The sequence below is a fragment of the Methylobacterium sp. WL64 genome (assembly GCF_008039945.1).
Classification (GTDB): domain Bacteria; phylum Pseudomonadota; class Alphaproteobacteria; order Rhizobiales; family Beijerinckiaceae; genus Methylobacterium.
Genome location: NZ_VRVA01000014.1, coordinates 75,651 through 102,244 on the forward strand (window position 1 = coordinate 75,651; position 26,594 = coordinate 102,244).

The following is a 26,594-nucleotide window of genomic DNA, read 5'->3' on the forward strand; positions in this document are numbered from 1 at the left end:
TGTGACGAGGCCATGCAATCGTTTGAACTCTACTTTCTCTTAAGATCGCGACATCAGCATGTTCGACGTAAACTTCTGCAATCCCCGGTACGCGGGAGGTCAACCCGATGGATTTTGAGCTGAGTGAAGAGCAGCGTCTGGGCCTCGACGCGTGGCGGCGTTTCCTAGAGCGCGACCTAGCCCCCCTCGCGCGGCGCAATCACGATGCGGCGTACTCGAACGAGGTCGCGCGCGAGCTGCTCGCTCTGACCACGCGGTTCGGCGTCGGCAACGGATGGGTGTCCGAGGACGAGGGCGGGGCGGGCCTCGACTTCGTCTCGAGCGGCCTGCTCTTTGAGGAGTTGGCGCGTTGGTCCCCGGACGTGGCGGGGCTCGCGTGGGTCACCGAGGGCGCGTCACTGAAGTTGCAACAGGTCGGGTCACCCACGTTAAAGGCGCGCTACCTGCCAGGGCTGACGTCCGGAACGCTCATCGGCTGCTCGGCAATCAGTGAGCCGGGCTGCGGATCGAACGCGCGCGGCGTGCGGACCAAGGCGGTCCGCGACGGCCGCCACTTCCGGATCAGCGGCGAGAAGATCTGGACGTCGAACGCGACGGTCGCCGATCTCGTGCTCCTGCTCGCGCGGACCAGCGAGGACGAGCTGACCCTGTTTTTGCTCGACCGCAGGGAGCACGTCTTCACCACCCGCGAGATCCCCAAGCTCGGCCTCAACGGGTGGTCGATGGGCCAGGTCGTCCTCGAGGATACCGTCGTTAGCGAAGACTACGTGCTCGGTCGGATCGGGGGCGGGCTCGCCGAGACCATGAAGGGCTTCGAGCGCTCGCGCTGCTTCGTGTCCACGCTGGCGCTCGGCATCGCGCGGGCGGCGCTGGATGCGAGCCTCAGCTACGCGGGCGAGCGCGAGCAGTTCGGCCGGAAGATCGGTGGCTTCCAGCTCGTCCAGGACATGCTAGCGAAGATGGCGACGGACCTCGACGCGGCCCGCCTCCTCGTTTACCGCGCGCTGGCGCTGATGGCCGCAGGACGGCGGTGCGACACCGAGGCCGCGATGGCGAAGGTCTTCGCGACCGAGGCGGCGCAGCGGATCACCTCCGACGCCATCCAGGTTCATGGCGCCTTCGGCCTCACCAAGGAATTCCCACTAGAACGGCATTTCCGGAACGCGCGGATGCTGACCATCCCAGACGGCACCACGCAGATCAATCGGCTGATCATCGGACGGGCTTTGACCGGCTTGAATGCATTCGTTTGATCCGCCGGGTGTGTAGGCTCGGGCGATGAATGACCCGGGCCAGCACCTTAGACGAGCAGGGAGGATAGGTTCGATGCGCTTCAGCGTGCGGCGACCAGCCGCGTTCAATCCTGACAGGCGAGGTCTGCTTGCAGGGCTCGCGGCGGCCGGACTCGCGGCACCGTTCGTCGCGAGTGCGCCGGCAGAAGCGGCCGACGCCCCCCCCGATCTGGCTCAGGCCAGGAAGGAGGGCACACTCGTGGTGATGCACAGCGACCAGGAGAACGACGTCGTCAATTTCCTGCGCGCGTTCACTGAAAAGTCTGGCATTCAAGCGCTCCAGCAGCGCGCGCTCCCGGGCTCGGCGATGCCGAAGCTTCAGGCTGAACTGCGCACTGGTGCCAGCGAGGTCGACGCGTACATGTGCTCCGATCCCGGACTCATGGATGTGCTACGGCAGCGCAAGCAATTACTTGCCTACGTCTCGCCGGAGATGGACGCTTACGCACCCAATCTCAGGAGCGATCCGGTCGGTTACTGGACGACGTACTTCATCAACGTCGGATCGATTTTGTACGATCCCCGGTACGTCGATCCGGCCATCGCGCCGAAGACGTGGATGGACCTCCTCGATCCGCGTTGGTCGCAACAGGTCGGCTTTCAGAACTCGTCGGCTGGCACTCAGTACACGTGGTGGTATCTGCTTAAGGATGTCCTGCCGAAGGATTACTGGACAAAACTCGCTCAAATCAAACCCCGGGCGTACGCCTCTTCCACGCAGATCCTCTCGGATATCCAGAACGGCAATCTCAAAATCGGAGGTAAAGTCAGCAACTACCAGTACGTGAAGGCCAAGCGGCTAGGTCAAACCATCGAGATCGTCTATCCCCCGGAGGGTTCGCCGGCCCAGAGTGAGGTAGTCGGCATCATCGTTGCGACTCAGCGGCCGAACGCTTCGAAAGTCTTCATCGACTACTTTCTGTCCCGAGAGGGTCAGACGACCTGGAACCGCATCCAAGGCTCGTCCTCGACCCGCAGGGACGTCATGATCCCCGACGTGCCGACGCTCGAGGGAGTCAAGATCCTGCTGCCGACAGACTTCAAGGACTATGCGTCGCCTGCGCGGCACGCCGAGTTCGTGAAGCTCTGGAACAGCGTCACGGGGATGTGAATGCGCACTTCCGCTCTGGCTCAACCCGTCGTGACGGCGCCCGTCGCACGCCCCGGACTGTCCCTCGAGATCGCAGTCCCGCTTCTCGTGCTGGCTAGCCTACTCGGCGTGCCGAGCGCGCTGATCATAACGAACGCTTTCAACGTCGGCGATCCCGAGGCGCTGCCGGTTACGGAATACGGGTTCGGGCCCATCCTCGAGATCTTCGAGCACCTCGACTGGATCTGGCATTCGCTAGCGATGTCGGCCTGTGCCACGGTGCTGTGCGTGGCGATCGGCGTGACGCTCGCATGGATCGTGAACCGGACCCGGCTGCCGGCAGCCGGGCTCTTTCGAATCCTGATCACGATCCCCTACCCGCTCGGACCCCTCGTCGGTGCCTTGGCCTGGGTCGAGCTCGCCGCGCCGGACGGTGGCCTGATCAATAAAGCCTACGTGAGCCTCACGGGCATGTCGGGACCGCTCATCGATATCACGTCGCTCGGCGGGATCGTGTTCGTGCTGGCTCTCGTCGAGGCGCCCGTCGTCTTCCTGATGGTCGGCGCCGCGATGGACCGGATGAACCCAGCCCTGGAGGAATGCGCGTCTGTGATCGGGGCGAACCACTGGCGCACGGCACTCAGCATCAGCTTGCCCCTGATGATGCCAGCTATCCTGAGCGCTGCGGTCTTCGTGTTCTCTGCCACCATGGCGGCGTTCGCGATCCCCGCGATCCTAGGTGCCAAATCGCGCTTCTACGTGGTGACGACCGCGATCTACGTCCTGTTCCAGGGCTATCCGCCCAACCTGCCGTTGGCGAGCGCCCTGGGGCTGCTGCTCATCGCCTTCACGGCCCTCTCGGTCTGGCTCTACGCCCGAGTTCTGCGCGGCCGGTCATACGTCGTCGTCACGGGCAAGACCTACCGGCCGCAGCCGATCGACGTGCGGGGATGGACGCCTCTACTAACCGGCATCGTCTGCCTCTACGTGTTCCTGTCGCTGGTCCTCCCCCTCGGCACTCTGCTGATCGCCTCTTTGCAGACCACTTCCGACCTGCGCTTCGATTCGTCCAACTGGACGCTCGCCAACTACGCGTACGTTATCCTCGACCTACCGACGACACGTCAGGCGATCGTCAACAGCATCATTCTTGGTGTCGCCACTGGGACGATCGGCGTATTCCTATCCACGATGCTCGCCATCATCGTCCACCGCGCCAACAACCGCGCCGGGCGCATCCTCGAGCAGGTGATTATGCTGCCGCAGGCCTTTCCGCGGCTGATCTTCGCGTTCGGATTTCTATGGATGATCCTACTCCTGCCATTCAAGATCTACGGAACTCTATTCGCGCTGCTGCTCGGCTACCTCGTTATCTTCTTACCGCTCGGATATCGGGCGATGAGCGGCGTCGTCGTGCAAGTGGACAAGGCACTCGACGAGGCCGCCCAGGTCTTCGGCGCAGGCCGCGTTCGCGTACTGTGGTCGATCACGCTGCCGCTGCTGCGCCCGGGGATGATCAGCACGTGGGCGTTGCTGTTCATGGTCTCAATCGGCGAGGTCAGCGCATCGATCTTCCTCGTGTCGGGCGGCATCCAGGTGCTCGGACCGGCAGTCCTCAATTTCTGGGAATCCGGGGGGCTACCGCAAGTGAGCGCGCTGATCCTCGTCCAGAGTTGCATCGTGCTGCTGACGATGATGCTCGTCGGGCGCGGGACCGCCGCCCTCGCCCGGGGTTAGCCGATGAGAGGGGCCGAAGACATGGCATACGAAGACGTGGTGGCGGACGCTTCGACGCAATGGACAGCTGCGGAAGGGCGACGCGGCGCCGCGAGCTTCATCGAGGTCCGAAACCTCGTCGCCGGCTACGAGGGTCGGACCGTCGTGCACGACCTCTCTCTCGCCGTCCCCACAAGCTCACACCTGTCACTTCTCGGGCCGTCGGGATGCGGGAAGTCGACGGTGCTGCGCTGCATCGCCGGATTGGAGACTCCGCAGGCAGGCGAAATCGTCGTCGACGGGCGCACGGTCTTCTCGTCCACCCAGCGCATCAACGTCCCGCCCAACAAGCGACGGCTCTCAATGGTGTTCCAGTCCTACGCGATCTGGCCGCACATGAGCGTCATGGAGAACGTGGCGTTCGGTCTGAAGCTTAGGGGCGTGCGGGGCGAGGAGTTGCGCCGCCGCGTGCGCCACGCCCTCGCGATGGTCGGGATGGACGCCATGATCGATCGGCCGGCCACCGCGCTGAGCGGCGGCCAGCAGCAGCGCGTGGCGCTGGCCCGCGCCTACGCGTTCGAGCCAAAGGCCATCCTCCTGGACGAGCCGCTCTCGAACCTCGACGCCGTCCTGCGCGTCCAGATGCGCGATGAGATCAAGGAACTGCAGCGCAAGACATCAGTGACGACGACCTACGTGACGCACGACCAGGAGGAGGCCATGGCAATCTCCGATCGCATCATCGTGATGCGCGAGGGGCGCATTGAGCAGGAGGGAGCACCCCTCGACGTCTATGATCGGCCGCGCACGCGCTTCGTGGCCGACTTTATCGGCGCTGCCAACATCCTGCCAGTGCACGTGGTGGCGCATAACGAGGACGGCTCACTCCAGTGCCGGGCCGGCGAGGCGGATCTCACCTGCGAGAGGCCCCTAACCGACGCGGCGCTCTCCAACGAGCGGCTCGCGGCGGTGCACGCGGTGTATCCGCAACTCACGCGCGAGCATCGACCCGGACCGAACCGGTGGCCGGCCCGGGTGACGCGCCGCGCCCTTCTGGGCGACACGGTGGACTACACGCTTGCCTGGCCGGGCGGGGCGTTGCGCGTGCACGCGCTGCCCAATGAGTTGTTCGAGGAAGGCCAGGACGTCGGCATGCACATCCCGGCCGATCGCGTGCGGCTCCTCGAGACTTGACGCGTAGATGCCCCAGACGGGCCCGCGCGTCCGTCCGTCGTGGCCGCCGGGCACGTGAGATCGGATGGTCCGTCGGTGCGGGGAGCGGACACGATTGCAGAGGGTATCGTGGTATGCCGGACTGGACATGCCGAGGATCGACGGGAGGGGCGGTATGACGGTGCTCGACGCCGAGCGGCATGGCAGCGCCCTCGTCCTGACGATGAATCGGCCCGAGGTACGCAACGCCCTCTCCAACGAGCTCGTCGCCGCCCTGCGCGAGGCGGTGCGCACCGCCGAGAACATCCGCGACGTCCGCGGCATCGTCATCACAGGTGCGGGCGACCAAGCGTTCTCGGCTGGAACCGATCTGAAGGAGCGCACCAAGCTCTCGCAGACGGGTAAAGGGGCACAAAGCCAGGCTCTGCTTGCCCTCGGCGAGGAGATCTGGCGGTCCTCGAAACCAGTTGTTGCTGCGGTCTTCGGCTGGTGCCTCGGTGGGGGGCTCGAACTCGCGCTGGCCTGCGACCTGCGCATCGCCGCTGAGGATGCGCGCTTCGGGTTTCCGGAGATGCGACTCGGTGCCTATCCCGGCAGCGGCGGTCCCGTGACGCTCACGCGGCTCGTTGGGGCTGCACGCGCCAAGGACCTCCTCTTCACGGCGCGTAACTTCGATGCGCAGGAGGCGGAGCGGCTGGGTATCGTGCAGCGCGTCGTGCCGCGCGAGCGGCTGAGCGGCACCGCGCTCGCTTGGATCGCCGAGATGGAGGCGACGAGCCCCCTCGCGCTAGCGGCGCTCAAGCGGTCGATCAACGACGGCCTCTCCCTGTCGCTGCCCGACGCGGCCGCGCTCGATCAAACTCTGCGCCGTCCGCTCGATGCGACGCAGGACTACGCCGAGGGCATGCGAGCGCACTTCGAGAAGCGCCGGGCGGTCTTCACCGGACGCTGAAGACCGCGCCTACGGACCACCTGCCGATCCCGCTACGACGGACGGCCGCACGGATACGGATCGATCATGACGCAGCCCAGCACCAAGCCCCTCAGCGGCATCAGGATCGTCGATTTCACGCGCTTCTTCGCGGGACCGTACTGCGCGCAACTCCTCGGCGATCTGGGCGCGGACGTCGTCAAGGTGGAGTTGCCGGTGACCGGTGATCCACTGCGCACCCAGGGGCCACCCTTCTTCGCGGACAACGGCATCACGTGGTACGCGACGAACAGGAACAAGCGGTCGATCACGCTCGATCTGCAGGCGGAGTCCGGCCGCGCGGTCGCCCGCGACCTCTGCCTCAAAGCCGACGTCGTGCTCGAGAACTTCCGTCCGAGCGTGATGACACGCCTCGGCCTCGACTACGCCAGTCTCAGCGCGCAGGCCCCACGCCTCGTCTATGCCTCGATCTCGGGCTTCGGCCCCGACGGCCCCGACGCGGAGCAGGGTGCGTTCGATCTGACAATCCAGGCGCTCGGCGGATACATGAGCATAACGGGCGAGAGCACCGGTGCGCCGATCAAGCTCGGCACATCGGCTTTCGACATGTTGGCCGGGATGAACTGCCAGACTGCGATCATCGCCGCCCTGCTGCAGCGCGCGACCACCGGGCGCGGCCAGCACGTCACCACCAGCCTGCTCGAGAGCGAGGTGGCGTTCCTCGCCAACGCGGCGCTGGAATACCTGATCACCGGGACGGAGCCACTCAAGTGGGGTTCAGAGCACGCCCAACAGGTCCCGTACAAGGCGTTCCGAACGGCTGACGGCTGGGCGGTCATCGGTGCGGGCTTCCAGAAGTTCTATGCCGCGTTCTGCGCGATCCTGAGTCGAGACGATCTCGTCACCGACCCCCGGTACAGCACGATGGCCGTGCGCGTCACGAACCGGGATGAACTGTACGCGATCCTCGACGCCGAGGTGCTCAAGTTCACGACCATCGACATCATCGCTTCTCTCGAGCGTGCCCGCGTGCCCTGCGCGCGGGTCAACAACATGCGCGAAGTCTTCGATCTTGCGCAGGTCAAGCACCGCGGTCTGCGAATCGAGCTCGATCACCCGAGCTACGGGACCGTGCCGACGCTGGGCCCTGCCGCCCGCTACTCGCAGTTCGACATCACCGCCGGCTGGACCGCGCCGCCGCAGCTCGGCGAGCACACCACGGAGATCCTGAGTGAGTGGCTCGGCTATCCCTCCGAGCGGATCGAGGCACTCCGTTCCGCACAGATCGTGTAGCCCCGAGTCCAGTACGAAGCCGGAATCCGAAATCTCGGCGCGATGAAATACGGGGGAAAGTGCTGCGATGGAACAGGAATACTTTCAGTCGACGAGCGGTCGCATTGAGGACGTGGAGATCGGCGCCAGCGTCGTCTTCACCAAGACGGTGTCCGAGTCCGATGTGTATGCCTACGCGGGCATCACCGGCGATTTTTCGCCGAACCATATCGATCACGAGTACATGAAGGCTGGCCGGTACGGAGAGCGCATCGCGCACGGGACCCTGCTGATGGGTTTCATGTCGGCCGCGTCCGCCAAGGTGCGGATCGGTCGGACCGTCTCGCTCGGATACGATCGTATCCGGTTCGTCGGCCCTGTACGCTTCGGCGATACGATTAAGACGCGCTACACCATCTCTTCAATCGATCCAGCGCGGCGGCGCATCATGGCCGAGGTCGTGTGCCTCAATCAACGAGGCGAGACCGTCGCATCTGCCACGAACATACGTGTTTATGTAGACTGATGTGTTTTAAGATAGTAAATATCGAAGACGTAAAGAATAAAACTTTAATAATGGTTAGAAGTGGATACCTTCATGACTAATTATGGCATGACCCGCACGGGTGCCCGGGTCCTGGTCGACCAGTTGCTCATCCAGGGCGTCGACCGGCTGACCTGCGTGCCGGGGGAGAGCTACCTCGCCGTCCTAGACGCCCTGCACGACGCGACCGTCGACGTCCTCGTCTGCCGCCAGGAGGGCGGGGCCGCGATCATGGCGGAGGCTGCCGGCAAGCTCACCGGGCGGCCGGGCATCTGCTTCGTCACCCGCGGGCCCGGCGCCACCAACGCTTCGGCGGGCGTGCACATCGCGCGGCAGGACTCGACGCCAATGATCCTGTTCGTCGGGCAGATCGCCCGCCGCATGCGCGGGCGCGAGGCCTTCCAGGAGGTCGACTACCGCCAGACCTTCGGCGACCTCGCCAAGTGGGTGGTCGAGATCGACGACGCCGCACGCATCCCCGAGATCGTAGCCCGCGCCTTCCGCGTCGCGATGCAGGGCCGGCCTGGCCCGGTGGTCGTCGCGCTGCCCGAGGACATGCTGGACGACGTCGTGACGGTGGCCGACGCGCCCCGGATCGAGCCGAGCGAGCCCGCCCCCCCGCCGGCCGACATGGAGCGCCTCGCCGCGAGGCTGGCCCGCGCGGAATCACCCGTGGTGCTGGTGGGCGGCTCGCGCTGGCGCGAGGCCGACCGCGACCGGCTCGCCGCGGTCGCCCGCCGCTTCGACCTACCGGTGGCGAACTCGTTCCGGCGGGCTGGGCTGTTCTCCTCCGACCACCCGAACTACGCGGGCGAGCTCGGCATCGGCCCGAACCCGGCTTTGCTGGAGCGCGTGCGCGGCTCGGACCTGCTCATCCTGATCGGCGGGCGGCTGTCCGAGATGCCGTCGCAATCCTACGGGCTGCTCGGCATCCCGGAGCCCGGCGTGCCGCTGGTGCACGTCCACCCCGATGCGGACGAGTTGGGCCGGGTCTACCAGCCGGCGCTGGCGATCCACTCCGCGCCAGGACCGTTCTGCGCCGCCCTCGACGTGCTGGAGACCGCGGCCCCCACCGGGACGGCGCGCGCGGCCGAGGCGCACGCCTCCTACCGCGCGTGGTCCGAGAGGCCGGCCGTGCTGCCGGGCGCGTTCCAGTACGGCGATGCGATGGTCTGGCTGCGCGAGCGGCTGCCGGCGAACGCGGTGATCTGCAACGGGGCGGGCAACTTCGCCACGTGGGTGCACCGTTACTACCGCTTCCGCGGCTTCGGCACGCAGCTCGCCCCGACCTCGGGCTCGATGGGCTACGGCCTGCCCGCCGCGGTGCTGGCCAAGCGCGCGCAACCGGACCGGATCGTCGTCGCGCTGGCGGGGGACGGCGACGTGATGATGTGCGTGCAGGAGTTCGCCACCGCGGTTCAGTACGGGATCGCCATCGTCGTGGTCGTGCTCGACAATCGCATGTACGGCACGATCCGCATGCACCAAGAGCGCGAGTATCCGGGCCGGGTCTCGGCCACGTCCCTACGCAACCCGGATTTCGCGGCGCTGGCGCGCGCCTTCGGCGGCCATGGCGAGCGGGTCGATCGGACCGAAGAGTTCTCCTCCGCCTTCGAGCGGGCGCTGGCATCGGGCCTGCCGGCGATGCTGCACTGCTTGGTCGATCCGCAGGCGCTCACGCCCACCCGCACGCTGGACGCCATCCGAGACGACGCCCTTGCGCGGGCACGGGGCTAGTTTCTTAGCATCAACTCTCCCTCTCGCTCCGCACCGGTGATGGTAGAGTCGGAGGCGGCGTTATAAGGGCCTGCCTTCGACACCCTTGATCTCGTAAGCTGTGCTTCAGAGAGCAGGTGACGCCGACCTATGGCTTCTGACTTCGTAAGTGCGCCTTATACCAACGGCGTCGTCGTCGGACTCGTTTTTGGTGACGCGGTGGGTTTGGGGTGATTCCATGCGTCCTGCTGACGGGCGGGAGGCGGTTGATGACCCTTGGGATCACGCGGACGGATCTGACGGCCGCGGATCTTCGGCGCGCGGCGCGGTCGAGCCGGGATGTCGCCCAGGCCCGCCGCTGTCTGGCGATTGCCCTGGCTCTGGACGGTTGCACGCGCACGGTCGCGGCCGAGAGCGCGGGGATGCAGCGGCAGACGCTGCGCGACTGGGTCCACCGCTACAATGCGGACGGGATCGCGGGGCTGCTGGATCGGCCGCCCCCGGCGCGTCCCGGCCTGTTGAGCGCGGCGCAGCGGGCGGCGTTCGATCGGATCGTGGAGGCAGGTCCGGACGTGGCGGTGGACGGGGTGGTGCGCTGGCGCCGGGGCGATCTGAAGCGGGTGATCGAGGCCCGCTTTGGCGTGGTGATGGCCGAGCGCACGGTGGGGGACCTTCTGCGCGCCCGTGGCTTCCGCCACGTCTCGGTGCGGCCGCGTCACCCCAACTGCGATGAGGCCGCCCAGGAGGCTTTTAAAAAAGCTTCGCCGCGCAGGCCGCGCAGCTGATCACCGAGGAAGCCCGCGGCAAGCCGGTCGAGGTCTGGTTCCAGGACGAGGCCCGCATCGGCCAGAAGGGCACGCTGGCCTACGTCTGGGCGCGCCAGGGGACGCGCCCGCGCGCCGTGCAGGACACGCGTTATGTGTCGGCCTACCTGCCTCATCCTGAGCTTGTCGAAGGACGGGGCCGTCTGCCCGGCGCGTGGCGTGGGGGCGGGGCTGGTGATGCCGCGCGCCAACGCCGGGAGCCTGAACGCCCACTTGGCCGAGATCGACTGCACCGTGACGCCGGGGGCTCATGCCGTCCTGGTGCTGGACGGTGCTGGCTGGCACAAGAGCACCAATCTCGTCGTGCCCGGCAACATCTCGCTCCTGATGCTGCCGCCCTATGCGCCCGAACTCAATCCGGTCGAGAACATTTGGCAATACTTGCGCGGCAACAAGCTCGCTCACCGGCTCTACGACACCTACAACGACATCGTCGATGCCTGCTGCGAGGCCTGCAACTAGCTGATCGCCGCGCCAGACGTCATCACATCCATAACATCGCGCACTTGGACAAACGTGTCAGCGTAAGCCGCCGTTGGTATTATACGACGGGCCGACGGCGTTTTAGGCGTGTCCGCTTACAGGATGACGGTTTCACGCTTTGAACGACCAGGCTGGGCGCGAAGCGGCCGACCAAACTTGGCAGGAGGTCGATCTTCCGCTCCCCAACGGTTCGGCTGTCGAAGTGTACGTTTTGATGGCTGACGTCGACCAGGGGCGAGGACGACCGCTACGAGGTATCCTACTAACCTGCGGGGAGCCGCCGGACGGCTGGTGCCAGATGACGGTTTGACCAGGATGCCAAAGCGGATCGCCTTTCGTCACTTGGAAGCGTTCCTGATCCTGGCACGTGAAGGCAATGTCAGCCGCGCGGCAGAGTTGATGGGCATCGCGCAACCAGCTTTGAGTCAACAAATCCAGCTGATCGAAACCCGGATCGGTACGCCGCTTTTCGAGCGAAACACGCGGCCATTGCGGCTCACGGACGCCGGCCGATACCTGCACGCGGAGGCGGCCAGCTTGGTCGACCGCTTCGAGGCTGTGGTCGCAGAGGTGCGCCAGATCGGACAGGGCAAACGGGGTTGGCTCGGCATAGGGTTCACGCGCTCCGCCATGTACGAATTTCTGCCGCCCGTCGTGCGCGAGTTCAGTCTGAACCACCCGGATGTGGAACTTCGCTTGCACGAGATCCTGACGGAGGATCAGCCGGACGCGCTGCGTGCGGGGACGATCCATCTCGGATTGTCCCGTGATCCAGGTGAGACACCGGGTTTGCTGCAGGAGGCTCTGCTGCGTGAGGATCTGGTCGTAGCACTGCCGCGTCGGCACCCCTTCGCCTCACGACGAAGCCTAATCTTAGCGGAACTCGCCGAGGAGCCGTTCATCTTATTCCCGAAGAACCCGGTCGCGCGCTTTCCATCGCGCATTTTAGCCCTCTGTCGCGAGGCAGGCTTCACCCCGGTGGTGGCGCAGGAGGCATTCGAAATTCAGACGGCGCTCGGCCTCGTCGCGGCAGGCCTCGGTTTGACACTCGTCACCGCCGGCGTGGCGCGACACATCCGCTCCGACCTGACCTTCAAACGCCTGGAAGGCGAGCGCTCAGCCTTCGAAACTCTTCTGGTCGCACTCTATCGACCAGGACCACGAGACCTGCCGCTCGAAGCCATGCTTAATCTGATGCGGTCGACCAAAGGCAGCAATGCTCGGCCTAGTTCGATATGACTTCGATCGCAGACGCCCAAGCTTCAGTATAAGGTAAGCCTTATAGTAACAATCAAAATTGGTCTTGGACCGCATCGATGGACTCTGAGAAAACGGTGGTCAGAAGCAGGCACCACAAGGATGTCAATGCTGCAGGTGCCGGGTAGGCGAGCGACGCGCGGATCGCCGATTTTGCCACCGGGCTCCACCTCTGATCCGGACGAAGACCACAGCGCGATCAACTACAGCCGCCCTGTATCGTATCGCCCGGCCCGAACGCCACGGGTCCGAACAAGAAAATAGAAACCGTTCTGGGAGGGACGCATGAGCGACGACATTGAGACCCGTACGATGCGCCGCGTCTACTGGCGTCTGATCCCATTCCTGTTTCTGCTCCTGATCGTCAACTACCTCGACAGGGTCAATATTGGTTTCGCGGCCTTGCGCATGAACGCCGACCTCGGTCTCAGCGCCAGCGCCTTCGGGTTCGGTGCCAGCATCTTCTTCGTCGGGTATGCCCTATTCGAGGTGCCCTCGAACCTCATCCTGCACAAGGTCGGCGCGCCGGTCTGGATCGCTCGTATCCTCGTCAGCTGGGGACTGGTCTCGGGGTGCATGGCCTTCGTTCAGGGCGAGACGAGCTTCTACGTTCTCCGCTTCCTTCTGGGCGTCGCGGAGGGCGGCTTCCTGCCCGGCGTGGTATACTACCTCACGCAATGGTTCCCGATCGAGCACCGGTCGAAAGCCAATTCGGGCGTGGTCGCGGCCACGGCGCTGGCCTCGGTGGTTGGGTCACCGCTATCGGGTGCGATCCTGACCTACATGCCTGAGGCCCTCGGCCTGCGCAGTTGGCAATGGATGTTCCTATTTGAGGCTGTTCCGGCCGTGCTGCTGGGGATCGTTGTCCTATTTTGGCTCACGGAGCGACCGGAGGCGGCGGTATGGCTGCCGGCCGACGAGAAGGCGTGGCTGACACGGCGCTTGCGCGATGAGCAACGTGGCCCGGCAACCCACGGCGACCTTGCATTCTGGCAGGTCGTGCGACTGGGACGGGTCTGGGCGCTTGCCGCCCTGTTCACCTGCTTTCTGACGGCACTCTACGGCGTATTGCTATGGCTTCCGCAGATCATCAAAGGGTTCGGAGGCTTGTCCGATGTCGAGGTCGGCCTGATTTCGGCCCTTCCGTTCCTGTGTGGCGGCGTCGCGATGCTGCTCTGGGCACGCCACTCTGACCGCACACGGGAGCGGAAATGGCATCTCGCCGCCTCGCTGACCTTGGGGGGCGTTGCCCTCCTTGGCAGTGCCTACGCGCCGAACAACACGATCAGCTTCGTATGTCTGTGCTTCGCCGCTGTAGGCATCTGGGGTGGCCTCGGCATCTTCTGGAGCCTCACCGGCGACTTCCTCTCGGGCGGAGCGCGGGCCGCGGGCATCGCCCTCATCAACACGCTGGCTCAGCTTGGTGGCCTGATCGGACCTTGGATGACTGGCGTCATCCGCGACTGGGCCGGAAGCTTCTCGGTAGCACTTGCTGCCATGGCGGGCGCAGCGTTCATCGCCGCATTGATCGCGGCGCTCCTCAACGACCGCCTGGCTCGTTCTGCGCCAGCCGCGACGACCGTGGCCGTCTGACGTGGACGCCGTGACAAGTGCGCAGACAAGGCCATGCACGAAGGGTCGAACGTTCCGGAGCCCGATCCTCAGACGCTGCCAGGGCATGTGCATCGGAGCTGATGGCCGGTCCTGTCGGGTACGTGCTTGCCCCAGCACCATCGCCGGACGATGCAACCATGCTGCGTCAGGTATCCGGGTTTTCGTTGGTATCGATTCCCCGTGACAGCTTAGGCGCATCCGAAGAGATCCGGCTCCGAGATAACGTAAGGCGGCCAAGCCTCGCGTGATCGGCTGAAGAAGCTGAAGGGAAACTTAGATATGTCCAATATCGATCACAACCCGATACCACCTGCGGTAGATCCGGCGATAATCGAGGCGTTCCGGGCTGCCACGACGCCATCAATCAGCGACAACCTCGATCGACTGCCCGGCATAATCGGACTGCGACCCTTCCATCGCGGCGGCAAGCTCGTCGGCACTGCACTCACGGTGCGGGTTCGGGCGGGCGACAATTTAGCAATCCATCAGGCTCTGAACTTGGTCCGCCCCGGCGACGTGGTCGTGGTCGACGGTGGCGGCGATATCAGCCGAGCCCTCGTCGGCGACATCATGAAGGCCATCGCCGAGAGCCGTGGTGCGGCAGGCTTCGTCATCGACGGGGCCGTCCGCGACGCTGGCGCCTTCGCAACGTCGGACTTTCCTTGCTACGCGCGGGCCGCAATCCATCGAGGCCCTTACAAGACAGGTCCTGGTGCGATCAACATCCCGGTCTCGATCGGTGGCTGGACGGTCAATCCAGGCGATGTGGTGGTGGGCGATGAGGATGGCCTGGTGACCTTCTCGCCGGCCATCGCATTGAGCCTCATCAAGGCGGTGCGGGCCCAGGAGCAGCGCGAAGCTGACGTCCTGCAGATGATCCGCGAGGGCCGCTACGACGGCCGCTATGGCAAGGTGACTGCGGCCTGAAGTTCACGCCGGATTGTGGAAAGTCCGAATGCGGCAAAACTGACGAAAAGGTGCCAGTGAAGACCTGCAGCCTGAGCGGGTAGTCTGAGCCAATCGACCGGGGCGTGTCTCTTTCTGGAACCAGTAACCCCAATGTTACGTCGATCGGAGGCGGAACGCGTCATCTGCACTTGGCCAAACAGCCATCTTCAAGCTTTCACTCGCGCTATCTCTGCGTGACTTTCACTGAAAGGCAACGTTCATGCGCCAATCCGACGAATTCCATAACCTCGACAACCCAACGGACGGGCTGCTCCGTGAACTTGCGCCTGGTCTGACCACCCGCATCTTCGCGGGTGATCAGGCGATGCTGTCGATCGTATCACTCGAACCAAACTGTGTTGGCACGATGCACCATCACCCGGAGGAGCAGTGGGGTGTTCTACTCGAAGGCACGGCGGTCCGCGTCCAAGGTGATGAGGAGATCACCGTGAAAAAGGGTGACTTCTGGCGAACGCCGGGCGGCGTTCCGCACACGATGAGGGCGGGGCCGGAGGGTGCACGGGTCCTCGACATCTTCGCGCCACCGCGGCCTGAGTACAGGAAGTCTGGCAAGGGTTTTGAGGGCTAAAAAGCCGACACGCCGAACGTCAGAGGCTGACCGGAACTATGCGATTAGCGTGCTGCAACTGAATGTCTGCTAGCGGGCGCCGTGCAAGCTGATACTCATAGCGCGTTCCAGATCTGAAATCCCTGGTAACGCAGCGTCCGCTTCCGGGGTGCGGTCGGCGACGGCTGTATGGCGGTGATGGGCGCAAAGCGGCCGACCGGAGTTGGCCGAAAGCTACCCGTCCGGTTTCTGGCAAACCCTGGTTTGAAGAAGACATGCACGCCTGACCGAACGTTTTACCAGCGTTTGGAAGCCCGACATATTTTCTCGATAAAATATAAGCTGTTTTCGTGGGGCTCCTAACGGCCAAAATACGCCATGTCGGATCGCCGATAGGCGCAAAACCGGCCGTTCGGCTTTGCGCCCATCCCGGGCATTCAAGAAATGTTTCAGGCTTCCGGAAAGCAGACATCGGACCGTGAAAATTTTCATCTGTCTTTGGATGATCGCTGTCTAGTGTCACGCTTTCCAACGTGTGGATTTAGTAGTTCCAGAATGCAGCTATCTTGATTGCAGATGCGTGTTCATCGACAGCGCTCGCCCAGGCCCTCGTTGCGGCCACAGATCGTAAGGTCGAGGGGCTGCCATCGGCGGCGATCTGAAGGATTTAGCATTCACTTAGATCAGGATTGAGATAAACTGTCAGATGGCACACGTGCCGCCCGACACACTCAGATTGATGCCCCCGCATTCTCGCGTATCCTACGAATCGACAGGCTCCATCCAAGAAGGGGCTTCACGGAGGCGGCGGGCATGCATTCCAAATGGTCGCGCAGATCATTGTTGGCGTCCGGCTTTGGAGTCGGTGTGGCCAACGCGCTGACAGGTCGATCCGCCCTCGCGCAGACTTACCCCACGCGCCCAATTCGGTTCGTCGTCGGCTATGCCCCGGGGGGCGCGACCGACGTGCTCGGTCGGCTCATCGCCGAACCGCTGGGTCGGCGCCTTGGCCAGCAGGTTCTTGTTGAGAACCGCCCAGGGGCAGGCAACAATATCGGCACCGACGTGGTCGTCCGGGCCGAGCCGGACGGCCATACGATCCTGCTTGTCAATCCGGCCAACGGTATCAACGACAGTCTGTACAAAAAGCTGAGCTTCAACTTCCAGCGCGACATTGCCCCAGTGGCGGGAATCATGCTATCGCCTAATATTATGGAGATCAGCCCAAAACTACCTATCAAGACCGTGAAAGAGTTCACCGATTACTGCAAAGCTAACCCAGACAAGGTGAACATGGCCTCGAGCGGCATCGGCACGTCGCTACACATGTCCGGTGAGCTGTTCAAAGCGATGACCGGCGTCCCGATGGTACATGTGCCCTACCGCGGGGCGGGCCCGGCGATCATCGATATCATCGCGGGCCACGCCGACGTCATATTCGACAACCTGCCGTCTTCGATCGGCCACGTACGCGGGGGCACCCTGCGCGCCCTCGCCGTGACGACGGCCGAACGCTCGCCGGCTCTGCCCGATGTGCCGACTGTGTCCGAAACGGTGCCGGGTTACGAGGCAAGCGCGTGGTTCGGGATCGGTGCTCCGCACAAAACCCCGCCGGATCTGATCGCTCGCCTCAACAAGGAAGTTAATGACATCCTGGCCGATCCGGTCATGGAGAAGAAACTCACCGATCTAGGCGGGACGCCATTGCGTGTATCGCCGGAGGCGTTCGGCGCGTTGATCGCCGGGGAGATCAAGAAGTGGCGCAAGGTCGTCGAGTTTTCTGGCGCCACGGTAGACTGACAGGGCGCCCTCCGAGGCATACCATCAAGGCAGCCTACCCTCCGGACGTCTTGATCATCTCGGCGGGCGATGCATCCCGGTCCGCGCTTCCGTCCTGACCGGCGGGCGAGAAGCCACCCGAGCGCATCCGCACGACCGCGGAGGCGATCTGGACGAGGATCAATATGGCTATAGCGCCAAGCAGCGTCGCGCTGATCGGCTGCGTGACAAAGACCTTGAAGCTGCCCCGGCCGAGCAGCATGGCGCGGCGGAAGTTCTCCTCCAGCATTGGACCGAGGATGAAGCCTAGCATGAGCGGGGCCGGGTCGAGGCTCAGGCGCATCAGTATGTAGCCGAGCAAGCCAAAGGCCGCGGTGATGAACACGTCGTCGAGGTTGTTGTTCACGCTGTAGGTCCCGACACAGCAGAAGAACAGGATCGACGGGAACAGGACGCTGTAGGGAATCTTGAAGATCGACAGCCAGAACCGGACCAGGGGCACGTTCAGGACCAGCAGGAAGCAGTTCCCGATCCACATGCTGGCGACGAGACCCCAGAACAGGTCCGGGTGCTTGGCGATCATGTTGGGGCCGGGCTGGATACCCTTGATGATGAAAGCAGACATCATCAGCGCCATGACGGCGTTCTCAGGGATGCCGATGCTCATGAGCGGGATGAAGCTCGTGCGGGCGGCCGCCTCGTCGGCTGCCGCTTGGCCGGCGACGCCCTCGATCGACCCGGAGCCGATCTCGTGGCGGTACTTCGAGACCTTCTTGTCGATGGCGTAGGCGGCGAACTGCGCGATGGTGGGACCGCCCCCCGGCAGAATCCCGAGAAGCGAACCCACCACGCTGCCACGCAGCGCGCTCGGGATGATACGCTTGAATTCCGGCCAGCTCGGCATCAGCCGGATCTTGCCGTTGAACGGCGACCGCTCCTCGCGCGCGTCGAGGTTCCGGCAGATCTCGGCGATGCCGAAGCAGCCTAGTGCGACGCTCACGACGCTGACGCCGTCGACGAGCGGCGTCAGGCCGAGGGTGAAGCGCAGCGTGCCTGATTCCAAATCCGTCCCGATCTGGCCGAGCAGCACGCCGAGGAGGCACATAGCGAGGCCGTTCAGCAGGCTCCCGGTCGTCACGAGGCTCACACAGACGAACCCGAGCAGCATGAGCGCGAAGTAGTCGGCCGGTCCGAACAGAAAGGCGACCTGCCCGAGGAGCGGCGCTAGGAAGGCCAGGACCACGATGGCGACTGTGCCGCCGATGAAGCTCGACACCCCCGCGGTGAACAACGCGAGGCCGGTGCGCCCCTTCAGCGTCATCTGGTAGCCGTCGATGCAGGCCACGATGCTCGACGCGTGCGGGATCTTCATCGTGATCGCGCTGACGCTGTCGCCGTATTGGGCGCCGTAATAGATCCCCGCCAGCATGATCAGCGCGCCGTCGACTGGGATCGAATAGGTTAGCGGCAGCAGCAGGCTGATCGTGGCGAGCGGGCCGAGCCCGGGCAGCAGCCCGATCATGGTGCCGATGACGCAGCCGATCGCGCAGTACAGCAGGTTGCTCCAGGTGAGCGCGTGCTCGAACCCGAAGGCGAGGTTCGTGATCACATCCATCAGATCACCTGCAGGTTGAGGCCGAGCACCTTCTGGAACGCGAGCGCGACGGCGATGAGGGCGACCGAGACGGCCAGCACCCGCTTCCACGAGTACGACGTGGCCGCCAGAGACGAGACCATGACGAGGAGCACGATGCCGAGGACGATGCTGGCAACCTTGGCGGCCACCACGAAGACGAAGAGGCCGAGCAGGATGATGCCGATGTTTCGCCAAGCGAAGCTGAACGGCTTGGCGGGCTCGAACCGTGACTTGACCAGTGTGACGAGGCCGATGAGCAGCAGCAGGGTGCTGACCAACAGCGGGAACAGACCGGCGCCTGCATGGGCGAAGCTGCCGATCGGATAGCGGAGCGCCGTCAGCCCGAAACAAAGGGCGATGCCGCTGATGACCGCCCCCCGGACGGCATTCTGGTTGGCCATGTCGGTGCTCCGGGCTTGACGGCGGCGCTGGCGCCGCAGGGACGCGCAGGAGGGGTGCTGGGCCCGCCCGGCGGATGCGGGGTCCGATCAGCCGGGGGCCGGACCCCGTGCTGTCGCGGCGAGGCCTCCGTCGACCAAGAGCTCGGTGCCGGTCACGTAGGACGCCCGGTCCGAGGCCAGGAACAGGGCGGCCTCCGCGACGTCGAAGGCGGTGCCCATTCGGCCGAGGGGGCACTGTGACGCCCGGACAGCTTTCATGCGCTCGAGCCCACCAGCGTAGGAGCCTGCGACAGTCTTCTCGATGCGCGGTGTGTCGATGAGACCCGGGACGATGGTGTTGGCCCGAATGCCGTAGGGCGCGTTCTCGACGGCCAGCAGGCGCAGATATTGGATCAGCGCAGCCTTAGTCGCGCCGTAGGCGAGGTGCGGATAGCCGACGTCGCGCATGCCCGCGATCGAGGACGTTGCGAGGATCACGCCGCGTCGGCGGGCGCGCATGCCCGGGATGACGGTTGTGGCCGCCAAGTGGAGCGCGGTCAGGTTCGCGTCCGAGATCCGGCGCCAATCGGCTGCCGAGGTCTCCGTTGACGGGCCGGCCTTCCCGATGCCGACGTTGAAGTAGAGGACGTCGATCCCGCCTTGCGCCGCGCCTACCGCCGCGAGGCATGCAACGAGTCCGTCGTCGTCCGAGACGTCGACGGCCACGGCCTCGGCGCTGCCGCCTTCCTGCCGGATGAGCTCCCGGGTCTCCTGCGCGGCGGACGGCTCGCGGTCGACGGCGACGACATGCGCGCCGGCTCGTGCGTAGAGAAGGCTGATCGCCTTGCCGATGCCCCAGCCGGCGCCGATCGAACCTGCGCCGAGAACCACGGCGACGCGTCCTTCGAGGTCGCGATCGAGGCTCGTCGCCTTCGCGGCAGTCGTCATCGCATTGTCCCTTCCTCCGAGGGGTCGTCGGTCCTGCGCGGCATGGGTCCGGGCGAAACCCCGCCGTGGACTGGCGGAACCGCCCCTACGCCGCGCTACATCTTCGGCACGCCGGCCTGCTCGATCACGGTCTTCCACTTCTTCAGCTCGGTCTCCCCGAACCGGCCGAGATCCTCCGGCGTCCCGCCCTCGGGGACGCCTCCGTTGTCGACGATGAACTTCGCGAAGCCGGGCTCCTTCAGCATCGCGTTCACGGCCGCGTTGACGCGGTCCACGATTGGCCGCGGGGTGTTGGTTGGGGCGTACAACCCGAACCAGGCGCTGACGTCGTAGCGCGACAGGTCGGCGCTCTTGGTCGCCTCGGCGATGGTCGGGACGTCGGGGGCCTGGGGCGACCGCTTCAACGTCGTCACCGCCAGCGCCTTCAGGTTGCCCGCCGTAACGTAGGGATAGACCGACGGCATGTTGTCGAAGCTCATCTGCGTCTGGCCGCCCATGACCGAGACGAGCGCCTGGGCGCTGCCGTGGAACGGCACGTGGGTCATGCTGATGCCGGTCAACGCCTTGAACATCTCCCCCGACAGGTGCGTCGAGGCGCCTGTGCCCGACGAGGCGAAGTTCAGGGCGTCGGGATGGGCCTTCGCGTAGGCGATGAGCTCATCGACCGAGTTCACCGGAAGGTCCTTGTTCACGGCCAGGATGTTGGGGATCGTCTCGATGAAGACGATGGGCACGAAGCTTTTGACCGGGTCGTAGCGCAGCTGCGTGTAGAGGTTCGGCGCGATGCCGTGGGACGACACCTGACCCAGGAACAGGGTGTAACCGTCCGGTTTCGCGTTAGCGGCGAGGGCCGTGCCGAGCGTGCCGCCGGCCCCGGGCCGGTTGTCGACCACAACCGTCTTCCCGAGGGCGGCGGAGAGGCCTTCGGCGACCTTGCGGGCCAACACGTCGGTGGCGCCGCCCGCGGAGTAGGGGACGATGATCGACACGGTCCGGATGGGCCATGCCGGCTGCGCCTGTGCGGCGCCGGCCGCCAATGCGGCTCCGAATGTCAGGATACCCAGGCCTCGCCGAGTCAGAGATGCCACGTTGTCCTCCCGGTTGGCTCGCGGACTTCGTCCGCGTTTCTTGTGTCGCTTCGGTCGCGACGGGCGATCAGGCGGAGCCGATCGTCATCCCGCCGCACACGTAGAGAACCTGTCCGGTCACGAAGCCCGCCCGATCGGACAGGAAGAAGCTGACGGCGTCGGCGACGTCGTCGGGGGTGCCCAGGCGCGCCACCGGCACCGCACGGATGATCGCATCGGTGCGCGGGTCGCTCGGCGGATTGACCGCGTCGAACAGGCTCGTCCGGATCGGTCCGGGCCCGACGGCATTCACCGTGATGCCGTGCCTCCCGAGTTCCAGCGCCCAGGTCTTGGTCATCCCGTGCAGGCCGGCCTTCGTCGCCGCGTAGACAGTGCGCAGCTCCTTGCCGAGGGCGACGCGGCTGGAGATGTTGACGATGCGGCCCCGGCCCGCCGCCTTCATGCCCGGAAGGAGCGCCTGCGCGCAGAGGATCGGCGCCTTCAGGTTCACGGCCGAGACCGCGTCGAGACTCGCCGGATCGGTGTCCTCCAGGGAAGCGGGGGCGACGATGCCGGCGTTGTTGACGAGGCGGGTCACCGTCCGCCCCGCGATGGCGTCGGCGAGCGTCCGGGGCAGCGCCGCCGCGTCGGACAGGTCGACCTCGACGAAGTCGTCCAGGGCGTCGTGCTCCGGCTTCACCACGTCGAGGACGATGACCTTGAATCCGTCCGCGGTGAGGCGCTGCGCGATCGCCCCGCCGATGTTGCGGCTGCCGCCGGTGACGAGGGCATGATCGCGCATCGTCAGGCCTCGTACGGGATCGACTTGTCGACGAGATCCCAGATGAACCGGCCGCTCGGGCGCTGCCGCTCCTCGGCGATATGGGCCACGAGCCCGGCCGTGCGGCCGATCAGCGAGAAACCGCGCATCAGCTCGACCGGCACGCCCATCTCGCCCAGCAGGGCGGCGGTGGCGCCCGTGGCGTTGATGGTGATGTGTCGGCCCGCTCGCTGGTCGACCACCGTCGACAGGAGGCGCAGGGCGGCGACGTGGCCGCCCTTGAGACCGTTCTCCGCCCCGATCTCCAGCAGGCGGACCGCGCGCGGATCCTCTGGGCGGTGCAGGTGGTGGCCGAAGCCCGGCATGTGGACCTTGCGGGCCTTGTGGTCGTCCACGACGCGCTCCGCCAGTGAACGCTGCGCTTCCTCCTCCAGGGCGACGAGCTGGTTCAGGATCCGGGCGTTGTTCTCGACCGTGCCGACGAACTGGCTGCCGACCGCCAGCAGGCCGGCGGCCACCGCGCCTTGCATGTTCTCCGGCGCGCTCATGTAGATGGAGCGGGTCGCGATGGCGCTCGGGGTGAAGCCGTGCTCCATCATGGTGATCATGATGGCGTTGAGGACGCGCCGCTCGCCGTCGGAGACGTCCCGTCCAAGGATGTGGGCGGCGGCCTCCGCGACGAAGTCGGGCGCGGCGCCGGGCTTCAGGATGTCGGTGACGAGGTTCTTCTCGCGATAGAAAATCGCGTCCTTGGTGTGGTGGCTCAAGGCGGTGGTCGGCGTCTTGGCGTTGCTCATGGCTGCTGCCTCTCCCGGGCGGTGCGCTCGACATGGTCTTGGACCAGGACCTGCTTCTGCAGCTTCCCGTAATTGTTGCGCGGCAGAGCCTCGTAGAAGGCGATCGACTTCGGCGCCTTCACCGAGCCCAGCCGGTCCTTGACGAAGCGGATAATCTCCTCGGGATCCGCCGCCATGCCGGCCCGCAGCTCGATTGCGCCATGGACGGCTTCGCCCCACTTGTCGTCGGGGACGCCGAAGACCGCGCAGTCCGAGACCGCGGCGTGCTGGGCGAGCACTGGCTCGACGTCGGCCGGGTAGACGTTGAAGCCACCCGTGATGATCAGGTCCTTCGCCCGACCCTTGATCGACAGGAAGCCGTCCGCGTCGAAGCTTCCGAGATCACCGGTCAGAAGCCAGCCGTCGCGGATCGTCTCAGCGGTCTTGTCCAGCTGCTTCCAGTAACCCGTCATGACCAGGTCGCCGCGGATGGCGATCTCGCCGTAGGCGCCGGTCGGCAGGATGGTGCCCTCGGGATCGAGAATCGCGACCCGGGTCAGCATGGTCTCGCGGCCGACGGTGGCGCGCTTGTCCGGGATCATGAGCTCTTCGGCCGAGATCATGGTGGCGATCTGTGGCGCCTCCGTTTGGCCGTAGGTCGAAGCGATGCAGGGGCCGAACACGGACTGCGCCTGCGCGATCGCGTCGGGGCGCATCGCGGCCGAGCCGTAGACGAGGTTGCGCAGATGCGGGTAGGCGCCGCGCCGCGCCGCCGGCAGCTCCATCATCATGTAGATCACGGTCGGCGGCAGGAAGGTCGTGGCGATGCGCTCCTCGGCGAAGCAGCGCAGGATCTCCTCCGGCCGCGGCTGGTCGCGCAGGACGAGCGTCCCGCCGGTGCCCAGCGTCGGCAGGATGTAGGTCGAGGTGCCGTGGGTGATCGGCGCCGCCGCCAGCAGCCGCTCGCCCGGCTTCAGGCCCCAGGCGGCGATCTGGGTCGCGATGTTGGTGTTCCATGCCCGGTAGGGCTGCATCACACCCTTGGGCTTGCCCGTGGTCCCACCGGTGAACTTGATCGCCTGCGTCGCGTGGAGCGGCAGCGCATGGAAGCACGGCGCTGCTCCAGCATGTGCCCGGGCGAGGCCGCCCGTGGTTCCCGCGCCCCCGTTCGGGTCCGCCACCAGGATCGCGGCTCCGGTACCCTCGACCAGGGAGCGCGCCGCCTCATCGGCGATTACGATCGAAGCCTCGGTGAAGGTTATGCCCGACCCGATCTCGGCCGACTTGTTCTTTGGGTAGAGCGGGACCCAGACCTTTCCGGCGGCCAGCACGGCGAGCCACGCCACCACGTGCTCGACGTGGTTGAAGCAGCAGATGCCGACGCGCGACTGCGGCTCCTGGTCGAGGGCCTGCAGGCCGGCCGCGAGCGCCCCGGCGCGCGCGACGAGATCGGCGTAGGTGACCCGGTGGTCGCCGAACTCCAGGGCGATCGCCTCGGGGGTCCGGGCCGCCTGACGGAAGAAGAGGTCGATCGGATACATCGGTCAGGCGGCCTCGGCTTGGAAGCCCGCATCCACGACGGCGCGGCGCAGGGTCTCGGCGAGCCCGGCCCGGGCATCAGGGTGCAGGTACGAGATCGTGTTGGTGACCGAAACGGCGCAGACCAGGGCGCCGTCCTTGAAGACCGGAATCGCCAGAGCACCGATGTCGGGGATGATCAGCGCCTCGTTCACGACGTAGCCGTCGATCGGAAAACGCTCGCAGGCCTCCGTCGCGATCGCCGCCGTCAGCCGTCCGTACTTGAGGTACCTCTCGGCCTCGCGTCCGATGATCGCCGCCCGAGCCCCGGCGGGATGCGCCGCCAGAAGGGCGAGGCTCGCCGCGCCGACGCCGAGCGGGCGCCGGGCTCCCACCTTCAGCGTGCTGACGAGGATCTGGGCGCGTCCTTCGATGACCGCGATGCAGAGGGACTCCCCCTGGGACGGTACCGACAGATTGATGATGCCGCCGATTGACTGCTGCGCGATGTCGAGGAAGGGGCGAAGCGTCTTGCGGAGCTGAAGAAACTCCAGATCGGGACCTGCCCGGTTGACGATCTCGTAGGGCATCAGCCCGAGGAAGTACCGCTTCGTATAAGGATCGAAGTTCAGGAAGTTCTCGTCGACGAGAGCCGTAAGCAGGCGGTGGGCGGTCGCAACGTGAAGACCGGTGCGCGTGGCGGCGGAGCTCAGACTGACGCCCTTCTGGCTGCGCTCGGCGACGACGACCAGCAATGCTAGCGCCTTCGACAGAGACGAGCGCGGTTCCTCCACGCGGGGCGCGGCTGTCTCCAGCAGCATCCTTCCTCCCGGAAATCTTGTTCGTTGGCTCCAGTGTGCAGTCCCGAATCCAAGACTGTCCAGGCCAATATCTCGGATCCCGAAAAATTCTTCTCGCTAGGCGAGAAAGTTTATGATGATGACAGTTCTCGGCTGCTAGGCTGGCCGCTGGCCTGTTGAAGGGACAGCATCGATGCCTCCAGGCTCGTAAGCGTCTGCGTCTTCTGGGTACTAATGAACACGCGTTCCGTATCCCGATACATCGGCGTCGAGCCGAACAACGGCGTTGAACTGAGCCGCATCGTTCTCCTAGATAAGGATCGGTGCTGAAGCATGGCCCCTATCGAAAATCTGCTCAATTCGTTGCAATGTCGGATGCAATTAGTTCGAAGATGGGGCTACAATCGATGCCAATCGTGAGCCCATCCAAAGTTTAGATTTGCTTACGACATCAATAAGTGGGGAGCGCTTTTGCGAGACTCATGCTTCGACGCCGATCCACAGCGATTGCTGCGTCAGAGCGCCCAGATTGTAAATAAGCGTCGAAGGTTCGCCCCTCCCAAATACAGCTCAATACGTTGAAATTTAAGCTGAAATTTGCTTGGAAGTGGGGTCACGATCGGCGCCGATCGTGACCCCACCTCTGTGTCAATTTTTGTAGATCGATGAGAGCGTTAGCTTCGATCTTGCCGGGGTCATGCTTCGGGTTCATCCGCAATTTCGGTGCTGCGGGATGATTCGGGCGTTGGTTCACGTGGTGGCCCGAGGGCAGTGCGATGCCGATCTCGAACCCGTCGTTGCCGTTGGTCCCGGACGGCCTGCACGTCGATGGTCTGACGCTGGACACCTCCGGGTTGCTGATCACCGCCCGAACCACGGCAGCCCAAGCCTGCTGTCGGGTCTGCGGGCGGGCGTCAGTGCGGGTGCACAGCAGGTATTGGCGGACGTTCGACGACCTGCCCTGGCAGGACCGGTCGGTGACGTGGCGGGTGCAGGTTCGCCGCTTCCGCTGCGGCCATTGCCCGGGGCGGATCTTTGCCGAACGCGTGCCAGGGTTGGGTACGCGCAAGGCGCGCCGCAGCGACCGGTTGGCCGAGGCGCAGACCGACATCGGCATGGTGCTGGGTGGTGAGGCTGGCGCAAGGTTGTCGCGGCGGCTGGCCATGCCTGTCAGCGGCGACACCGTCCTGCGCCTGATCCGTCGTCGCGGGACCGTACCGTCTCCGCCGCCGCGGGTCATCGGCGTCGACGATTGGGCGTGGCGGCGCGGCCGGTCCTACGGCACCATCGTGTGCGACTTGGAGCGGCGGCGCGTCATCGATCTGTTGCCCGGCCGCTCGTCGGCACCGGTGCGGGACTGGCTCACCGCCCATCCGAGCGTGACCGTCGTCAGCCGTGACCGTTCGGGACCCTACGCCGAGGCCGCGCGCACGGGAGCACCGACGGCGACGCAGGTCGCGGATCGCTGGCACCTGCTCGTC

At 65.3% G+C, this 26,594-nt stretch carries 22 protein-coding genes and 1 pseudogene; 15 read left to right on the forward strand and 8 right to left on the reverse strand.

Annotated elements, in window-relative coordinates:
- Positions 1-107 precede the first annotated feature (107 nt).
- The 14 genes and pseudogenes from FV242_RS10005 (at position 108) to FV242_RS10070 (ending at position 17,228) form a co-directional block, all read left to right on the forward strand.
- Positions 108-1,253 (forward strand): acyl-CoA dehydrogenase family protein, encoded by a 1,146-nt coding sequence (locus FV242_RS10005; RefSeq protein ID WP_147938813.1) that lies wholly within the window; start codon positions 108-110, stop codon positions 1,251-1,253.
- 73 nt (positions 1,254-1,326) lie between these two features.
- Positions 1,327-2,403 (forward strand): ABC transporter substrate-binding protein, encoded by a 1,077-nt coding sequence (locus FV242_RS10010; protein ID WP_187278385.1) that lies wholly within the window; start codon positions 1,327-1,329, stop codon positions 2,401-2,403.
- A complete protein-coding gene (locus FV242_RS10015) occupies positions 2,404-4,119 on the forward strand; it encodes an iron ABC transporter permease (protein ID WP_147938815.1) in 1,716 nt (571 codons plus the stop codon).
- Between the two features lie 21 nt (positions 4,120-4,140).
- Positions 4,141-5,292 carry an ABC transporter ATP-binding protein gene (locus FV242_RS10020; protein WP_187278386.1) on the forward strand — a complete coding sequence of 384 codons (1,152 nt, stop codon included), beginning with the start codon at positions 4,141-4,143 and terminating at the stop codon, positions 5,290-5,292.
- Between the two features lie 154 nt (positions 5,293-5,446).
- A complete protein-coding gene (locus FV242_RS10025; protein ID WP_187278387.1) occupies positions 5,447-6,223 on the forward strand; it encodes an enoyl-CoA hydratase/isomerase family protein in 777 nt (258 codons plus the stop codon).
- 66 nt (positions 6,224-6,289) lie between these two features.
- Positions 6,290-7,495 (forward strand): CaiB/BaiF CoA-transferase family protein, encoded by a 1,206-nt coding sequence (locus tag FV242_RS10030; RefSeq protein WP_147938817.1) that lies wholly within the window; start codon positions 6,290-6,292, stop codon positions 7,493-7,495.
- A gap of 67 nt (positions 7,496-7,562) precedes the next feature.
- Positions 7,563-8,000, forward strand: coding sequence for a MaoC/PaaZ C-terminal domain-containing protein (locus tag FV242_RS10035; RefSeq protein ID WP_147938818.1), 438 nt, complete (start codon positions 7,563-7,565; stop codon positions 7,998-8,000).
- Between the two features lie 87 nt (positions 8,001-8,087).
- A complete protein-coding gene (locus FV242_RS10040) occupies positions 8,088-9,755 on the forward strand; it encodes a thiamine pyrophosphate-binding protein (RefSeq protein ID WP_147938834.1) in 1,668 nt (555 codons plus the stop codon).
- A gap of 245 nt (positions 9,756-10,000) precedes the next feature.
- A pseudogene (locus FV242_RS10045) lies at positions 10,001-11,086 on the forward strand (IS630 family transposase).
- Between the two features lie 270 nt (positions 11,087-11,356).
- Positions 11,357-12,280 carry a LysR family transcriptional regulator gene (locus FV242_RS10050; RefSeq protein ID WP_147938819.1) on the forward strand — a complete coding sequence of 308 codons (924 nt, stop codon included), beginning with the start codon at positions 11,357-11,359 and terminating at the stop codon, positions 12,278-12,280.
- 330 nt (positions 12,281-12,610) lie between these two features.
- Entirely contained in the window at positions 12,611-13,891 is a 1,281-nt protein-coding gene (locus FV242_RS10055; protein ID WP_246692660.1) for an MFS transporter, read from the forward strand.
- Between the two features lie 300 nt (positions 13,892-14,191).
- Positions 14,192-14,839: an RraA family protein gene (locus FV242_RS10060; protein ID WP_147938821.1), complete on the forward strand. Its 648-nt coding sequence runs from the start codon at positions 14,192-14,194 to the stop codon at positions 14,837-14,839.
- Between the two features lie 241 nt (positions 14,840-15,080).
- Positions 15,081-15,449: a cupin domain-containing protein gene (locus tag FV242_RS10065; protein ID WP_147938822.1), complete on the forward strand. Its 369-nt coding sequence runs from the start codon at positions 15,081-15,083 to the stop codon at positions 15,447-15,449.
- A gap of 792 nt (positions 15,450-16,241) precedes the next feature.
- Complete coding sequence (locus tag FV242_RS10070; protein ID WP_147938823.1) at positions 16,242-17,228, forward strand: tripartite tricarboxylate transporter substrate binding protein; 987 nt, start codon at positions 16,242-16,244, stop codon at positions 17,226-17,228.
- Between the two features lie 34 nt (positions 17,229-17,262).
- Here FV242_RS10070 and FV242_RS10075 read toward each other — a convergent pair whose 3' ends face one another.
- From FV242_RS10075 to FV242_RS10110, 8 genes are all read right to left on the reverse strand, one after another.
- The gene (locus FV242_RS10075; protein WP_147938824.1) at positions 17,263-18,822 is read right to left on the reverse strand and encodes a tripartite tricarboxylate transporter permease; all 1,560 of its coding nucleotides are present in this window, start codon (positions 18,820-18,822) and stop codon (positions 17,263-17,265) included.
- Positions 18,822-19,244: a tripartite tricarboxylate transporter TctB family protein gene (locus FV242_RS10080; RefSeq protein ID WP_147938825.1), complete on the reverse strand. Its 423-nt coding sequence runs from the start codon at positions 19,242-19,244 to the stop codon at positions 18,822-18,824. Before FV242_RS10080 ends, FV242_RS10075 begins: the two co-directional genes overlap by 1 nt.
- Before the next feature lie 87 nt (positions 19,245-19,331).
- Positions 19,332-20,171, reverse strand: a complete 840-nt coding sequence (locus tag FV242_RS10085) for an SDR family NAD(P)-dependent oxidoreductase (RefSeq protein WP_147938826.1) — start codon at positions 20,169-20,171, stop codon at positions 19,332-19,334.
- 95 nt (positions 20,172-20,266) lie between these two features.
- Positions 20,267-21,259, reverse strand: coding sequence for a tripartite tricarboxylate transporter substrate binding protein (locus FV242_RS10090; RefSeq protein WP_187278388.1), 993 nt, complete (start codon positions 21,257-21,259; stop codon positions 20,267-20,269).
- A gap of 67 nt (positions 21,260-21,326) precedes the next feature.
- Positions 21,327-22,040, reverse strand: coding sequence for an SDR family NAD(P)-dependent oxidoreductase (locus tag FV242_RS10095; protein WP_147938827.1), 714 nt, complete (start codon positions 22,038-22,040; stop codon positions 21,327-21,329).
- A 2-nt stretch (positions 22,041-22,042) separates the two neighbouring features.
- Positions 22,043-22,816, reverse strand: a complete 774-nt coding sequence (locus tag FV242_RS10100) for a citryl-CoA lyase (protein ID WP_147938828.1) — start codon at positions 22,814-22,816, stop codon at positions 22,043-22,045.
- The gene (locus tag FV242_RS10105; protein ID WP_147938829.1) at positions 22,813-24,336 is read right to left on the reverse strand and encodes a class I adenylate-forming enzyme family protein; all 1,524 of its coding nucleotides are present in this window, start codon (positions 24,334-24,336) and stop codon (positions 22,813-22,815) included. The genes FV242_RS10100 and FV242_RS10105 overlap by 4 nt, the downstream gene beginning before the upstream one ends.
- Positions 24,337-24,339: 3 nt before the next feature.
- Positions 24,340-25,134 (reverse strand): IclR family transcriptional regulator, encoded by a 795-nt coding sequence (locus FV242_RS10110; protein WP_147938830.1) that lies wholly within the window; start codon positions 25,132-25,134, stop codon positions 24,340-24,342.
- A 776-nt stretch (positions 25,135-25,910) separates the two neighbouring features.
- Between FV242_RS10110 and FV242_RS10115 the strand changes: the two genes are divergently transcribed.
- A partial coding sequence (locus FV242_RS10115) for an ISL3 family transposase (RefSeq protein WP_147938836.1) occupies positions 25,911-26,594 on the forward strand: 684 nt, incomplete at its 3' end.

Coding starts and splice junctions, on each gene's coding strand:
- FV242_RS10005 (WP_147938813.1), top strand. CDS start 108: ATGGATTTTGAGCTGAGTGAAGAGCAGCGTCTGGGCCTCGACGCGTGG.
- FV242_RS10010 (WP_187278385.1), top strand. CDS start 1,327: ATGCGCTTCAGCGTGCGGCGACCAGCCGCGTTCAATCCTGACAGGCGA.
- FV242_RS10015 (WP_147938815.1), top strand. CDS start 2,404: ATGCGCACTTCCGCTCTGGCTCAACCCGTCGTGACGGCGCCCGTCGCA.
- FV242_RS10020 (WP_187278386.1), top strand. CDS start 4,141: ATGGCATACGAAGACGTGGTGGCGGACGCTTCGACGCAATGGACAGCT.
- FV242_RS10025 (WP_187278387.1), top strand. CDS start 5,447: ATGACGGTGCTCGACGCCGAGCGGCATGGCAGCGCCCTCGTCCTGACG.
- FV242_RS10030 (WP_147938817.1), top strand. CDS start 6,290: ATGACGCAGCCCAGCACCAAGCCCCTCAGCGGCATCAGGATCGTCGAT.
- FV242_RS10035 (WP_147938818.1), top strand. CDS start 7,563: ATGGAACAGGAATACTTTCAGTCGACGAGCGGTCGCATTGAGGACGTG.
- FV242_RS10040 (WP_147938834.1), top strand. CDS start 8,088: ATGACCCGCACGGGTGCCCGGGTCCTGGTCGACCAGTTGCTCATCCAG.
- FV242_RS10050 (WP_147938819.1), top strand. CDS start 11,357: ATGCCAAAGCGGATCGCCTTTCGTCACTTGGAAGCGTTCCTGATCCTG.
- FV242_RS10055 (WP_246692660.1), top strand. CDS start 12,611: ATGCGCCGCGTCTACTGGCGTCTGATCCCATTCCTGTTTCTGCTCCTG.
- FV242_RS10060 (WP_147938821.1), top strand. CDS start 14,192: ATGTCCAATATCGATCACAACCCGATACCACCTGCGGTAGATCCGGCG.
- FV242_RS10065 (WP_147938822.1), top strand. CDS start 15,081: ATGCGCCAATCCGACGAATTCCATAACCTCGACAACCCAACGGACGGG.
- FV242_RS10070 (WP_147938823.1), top strand. CDS start 16,242: ATGCATTCCAAATGGTCGCGCAGATCATTGTTGGCGTCCGGCTTTGGA.
- FV242_RS10075 (WP_147938824.1), bottom strand. CDS start 18,822: ATGGATGTGATCACGAACCTCGCCTTCGGGTTCGAGCACGCGCTCACC.
- FV242_RS10080 (WP_147938825.1), bottom strand. CDS start 19,244: ATGGCCAACCAGAATGCCGTCCGGGGGGCGGTCATCAGCGGCATCGCC.
- FV242_RS10085 (WP_147938826.1), bottom strand. CDS start 20,171: ATGACGACTGCCGCGAAGGCGACGAGCCTCGATCGCGACCTCGAAGGA.
- FV242_RS10095 (WP_147938827.1), bottom strand. CDS start 22,040: ATGCGCGATCATGCCCTCGTCACCGGCGGCAGCCGCAACATCGGCGGG.
- FV242_RS10100 (WP_147938828.1), bottom strand. CDS start 22,816: ATGAGCAACGCCAAGACGCCGACCACCGCCTTGAGCCACCACACCAAG.
- FV242_RS10105 (WP_147938829.1), bottom strand. CDS start 24,336: ATGTATCCGATCGACCTCTTCTTCCGTCAGGCGGCCCGGACCCCCGAG.
- FV242_RS10110 (WP_147938830.1), bottom strand. CDS start 25,134: ATGCTGCTGGAGACAGCCGCGCCCCGCGTGGAGGAACCGCGCTCGTCT.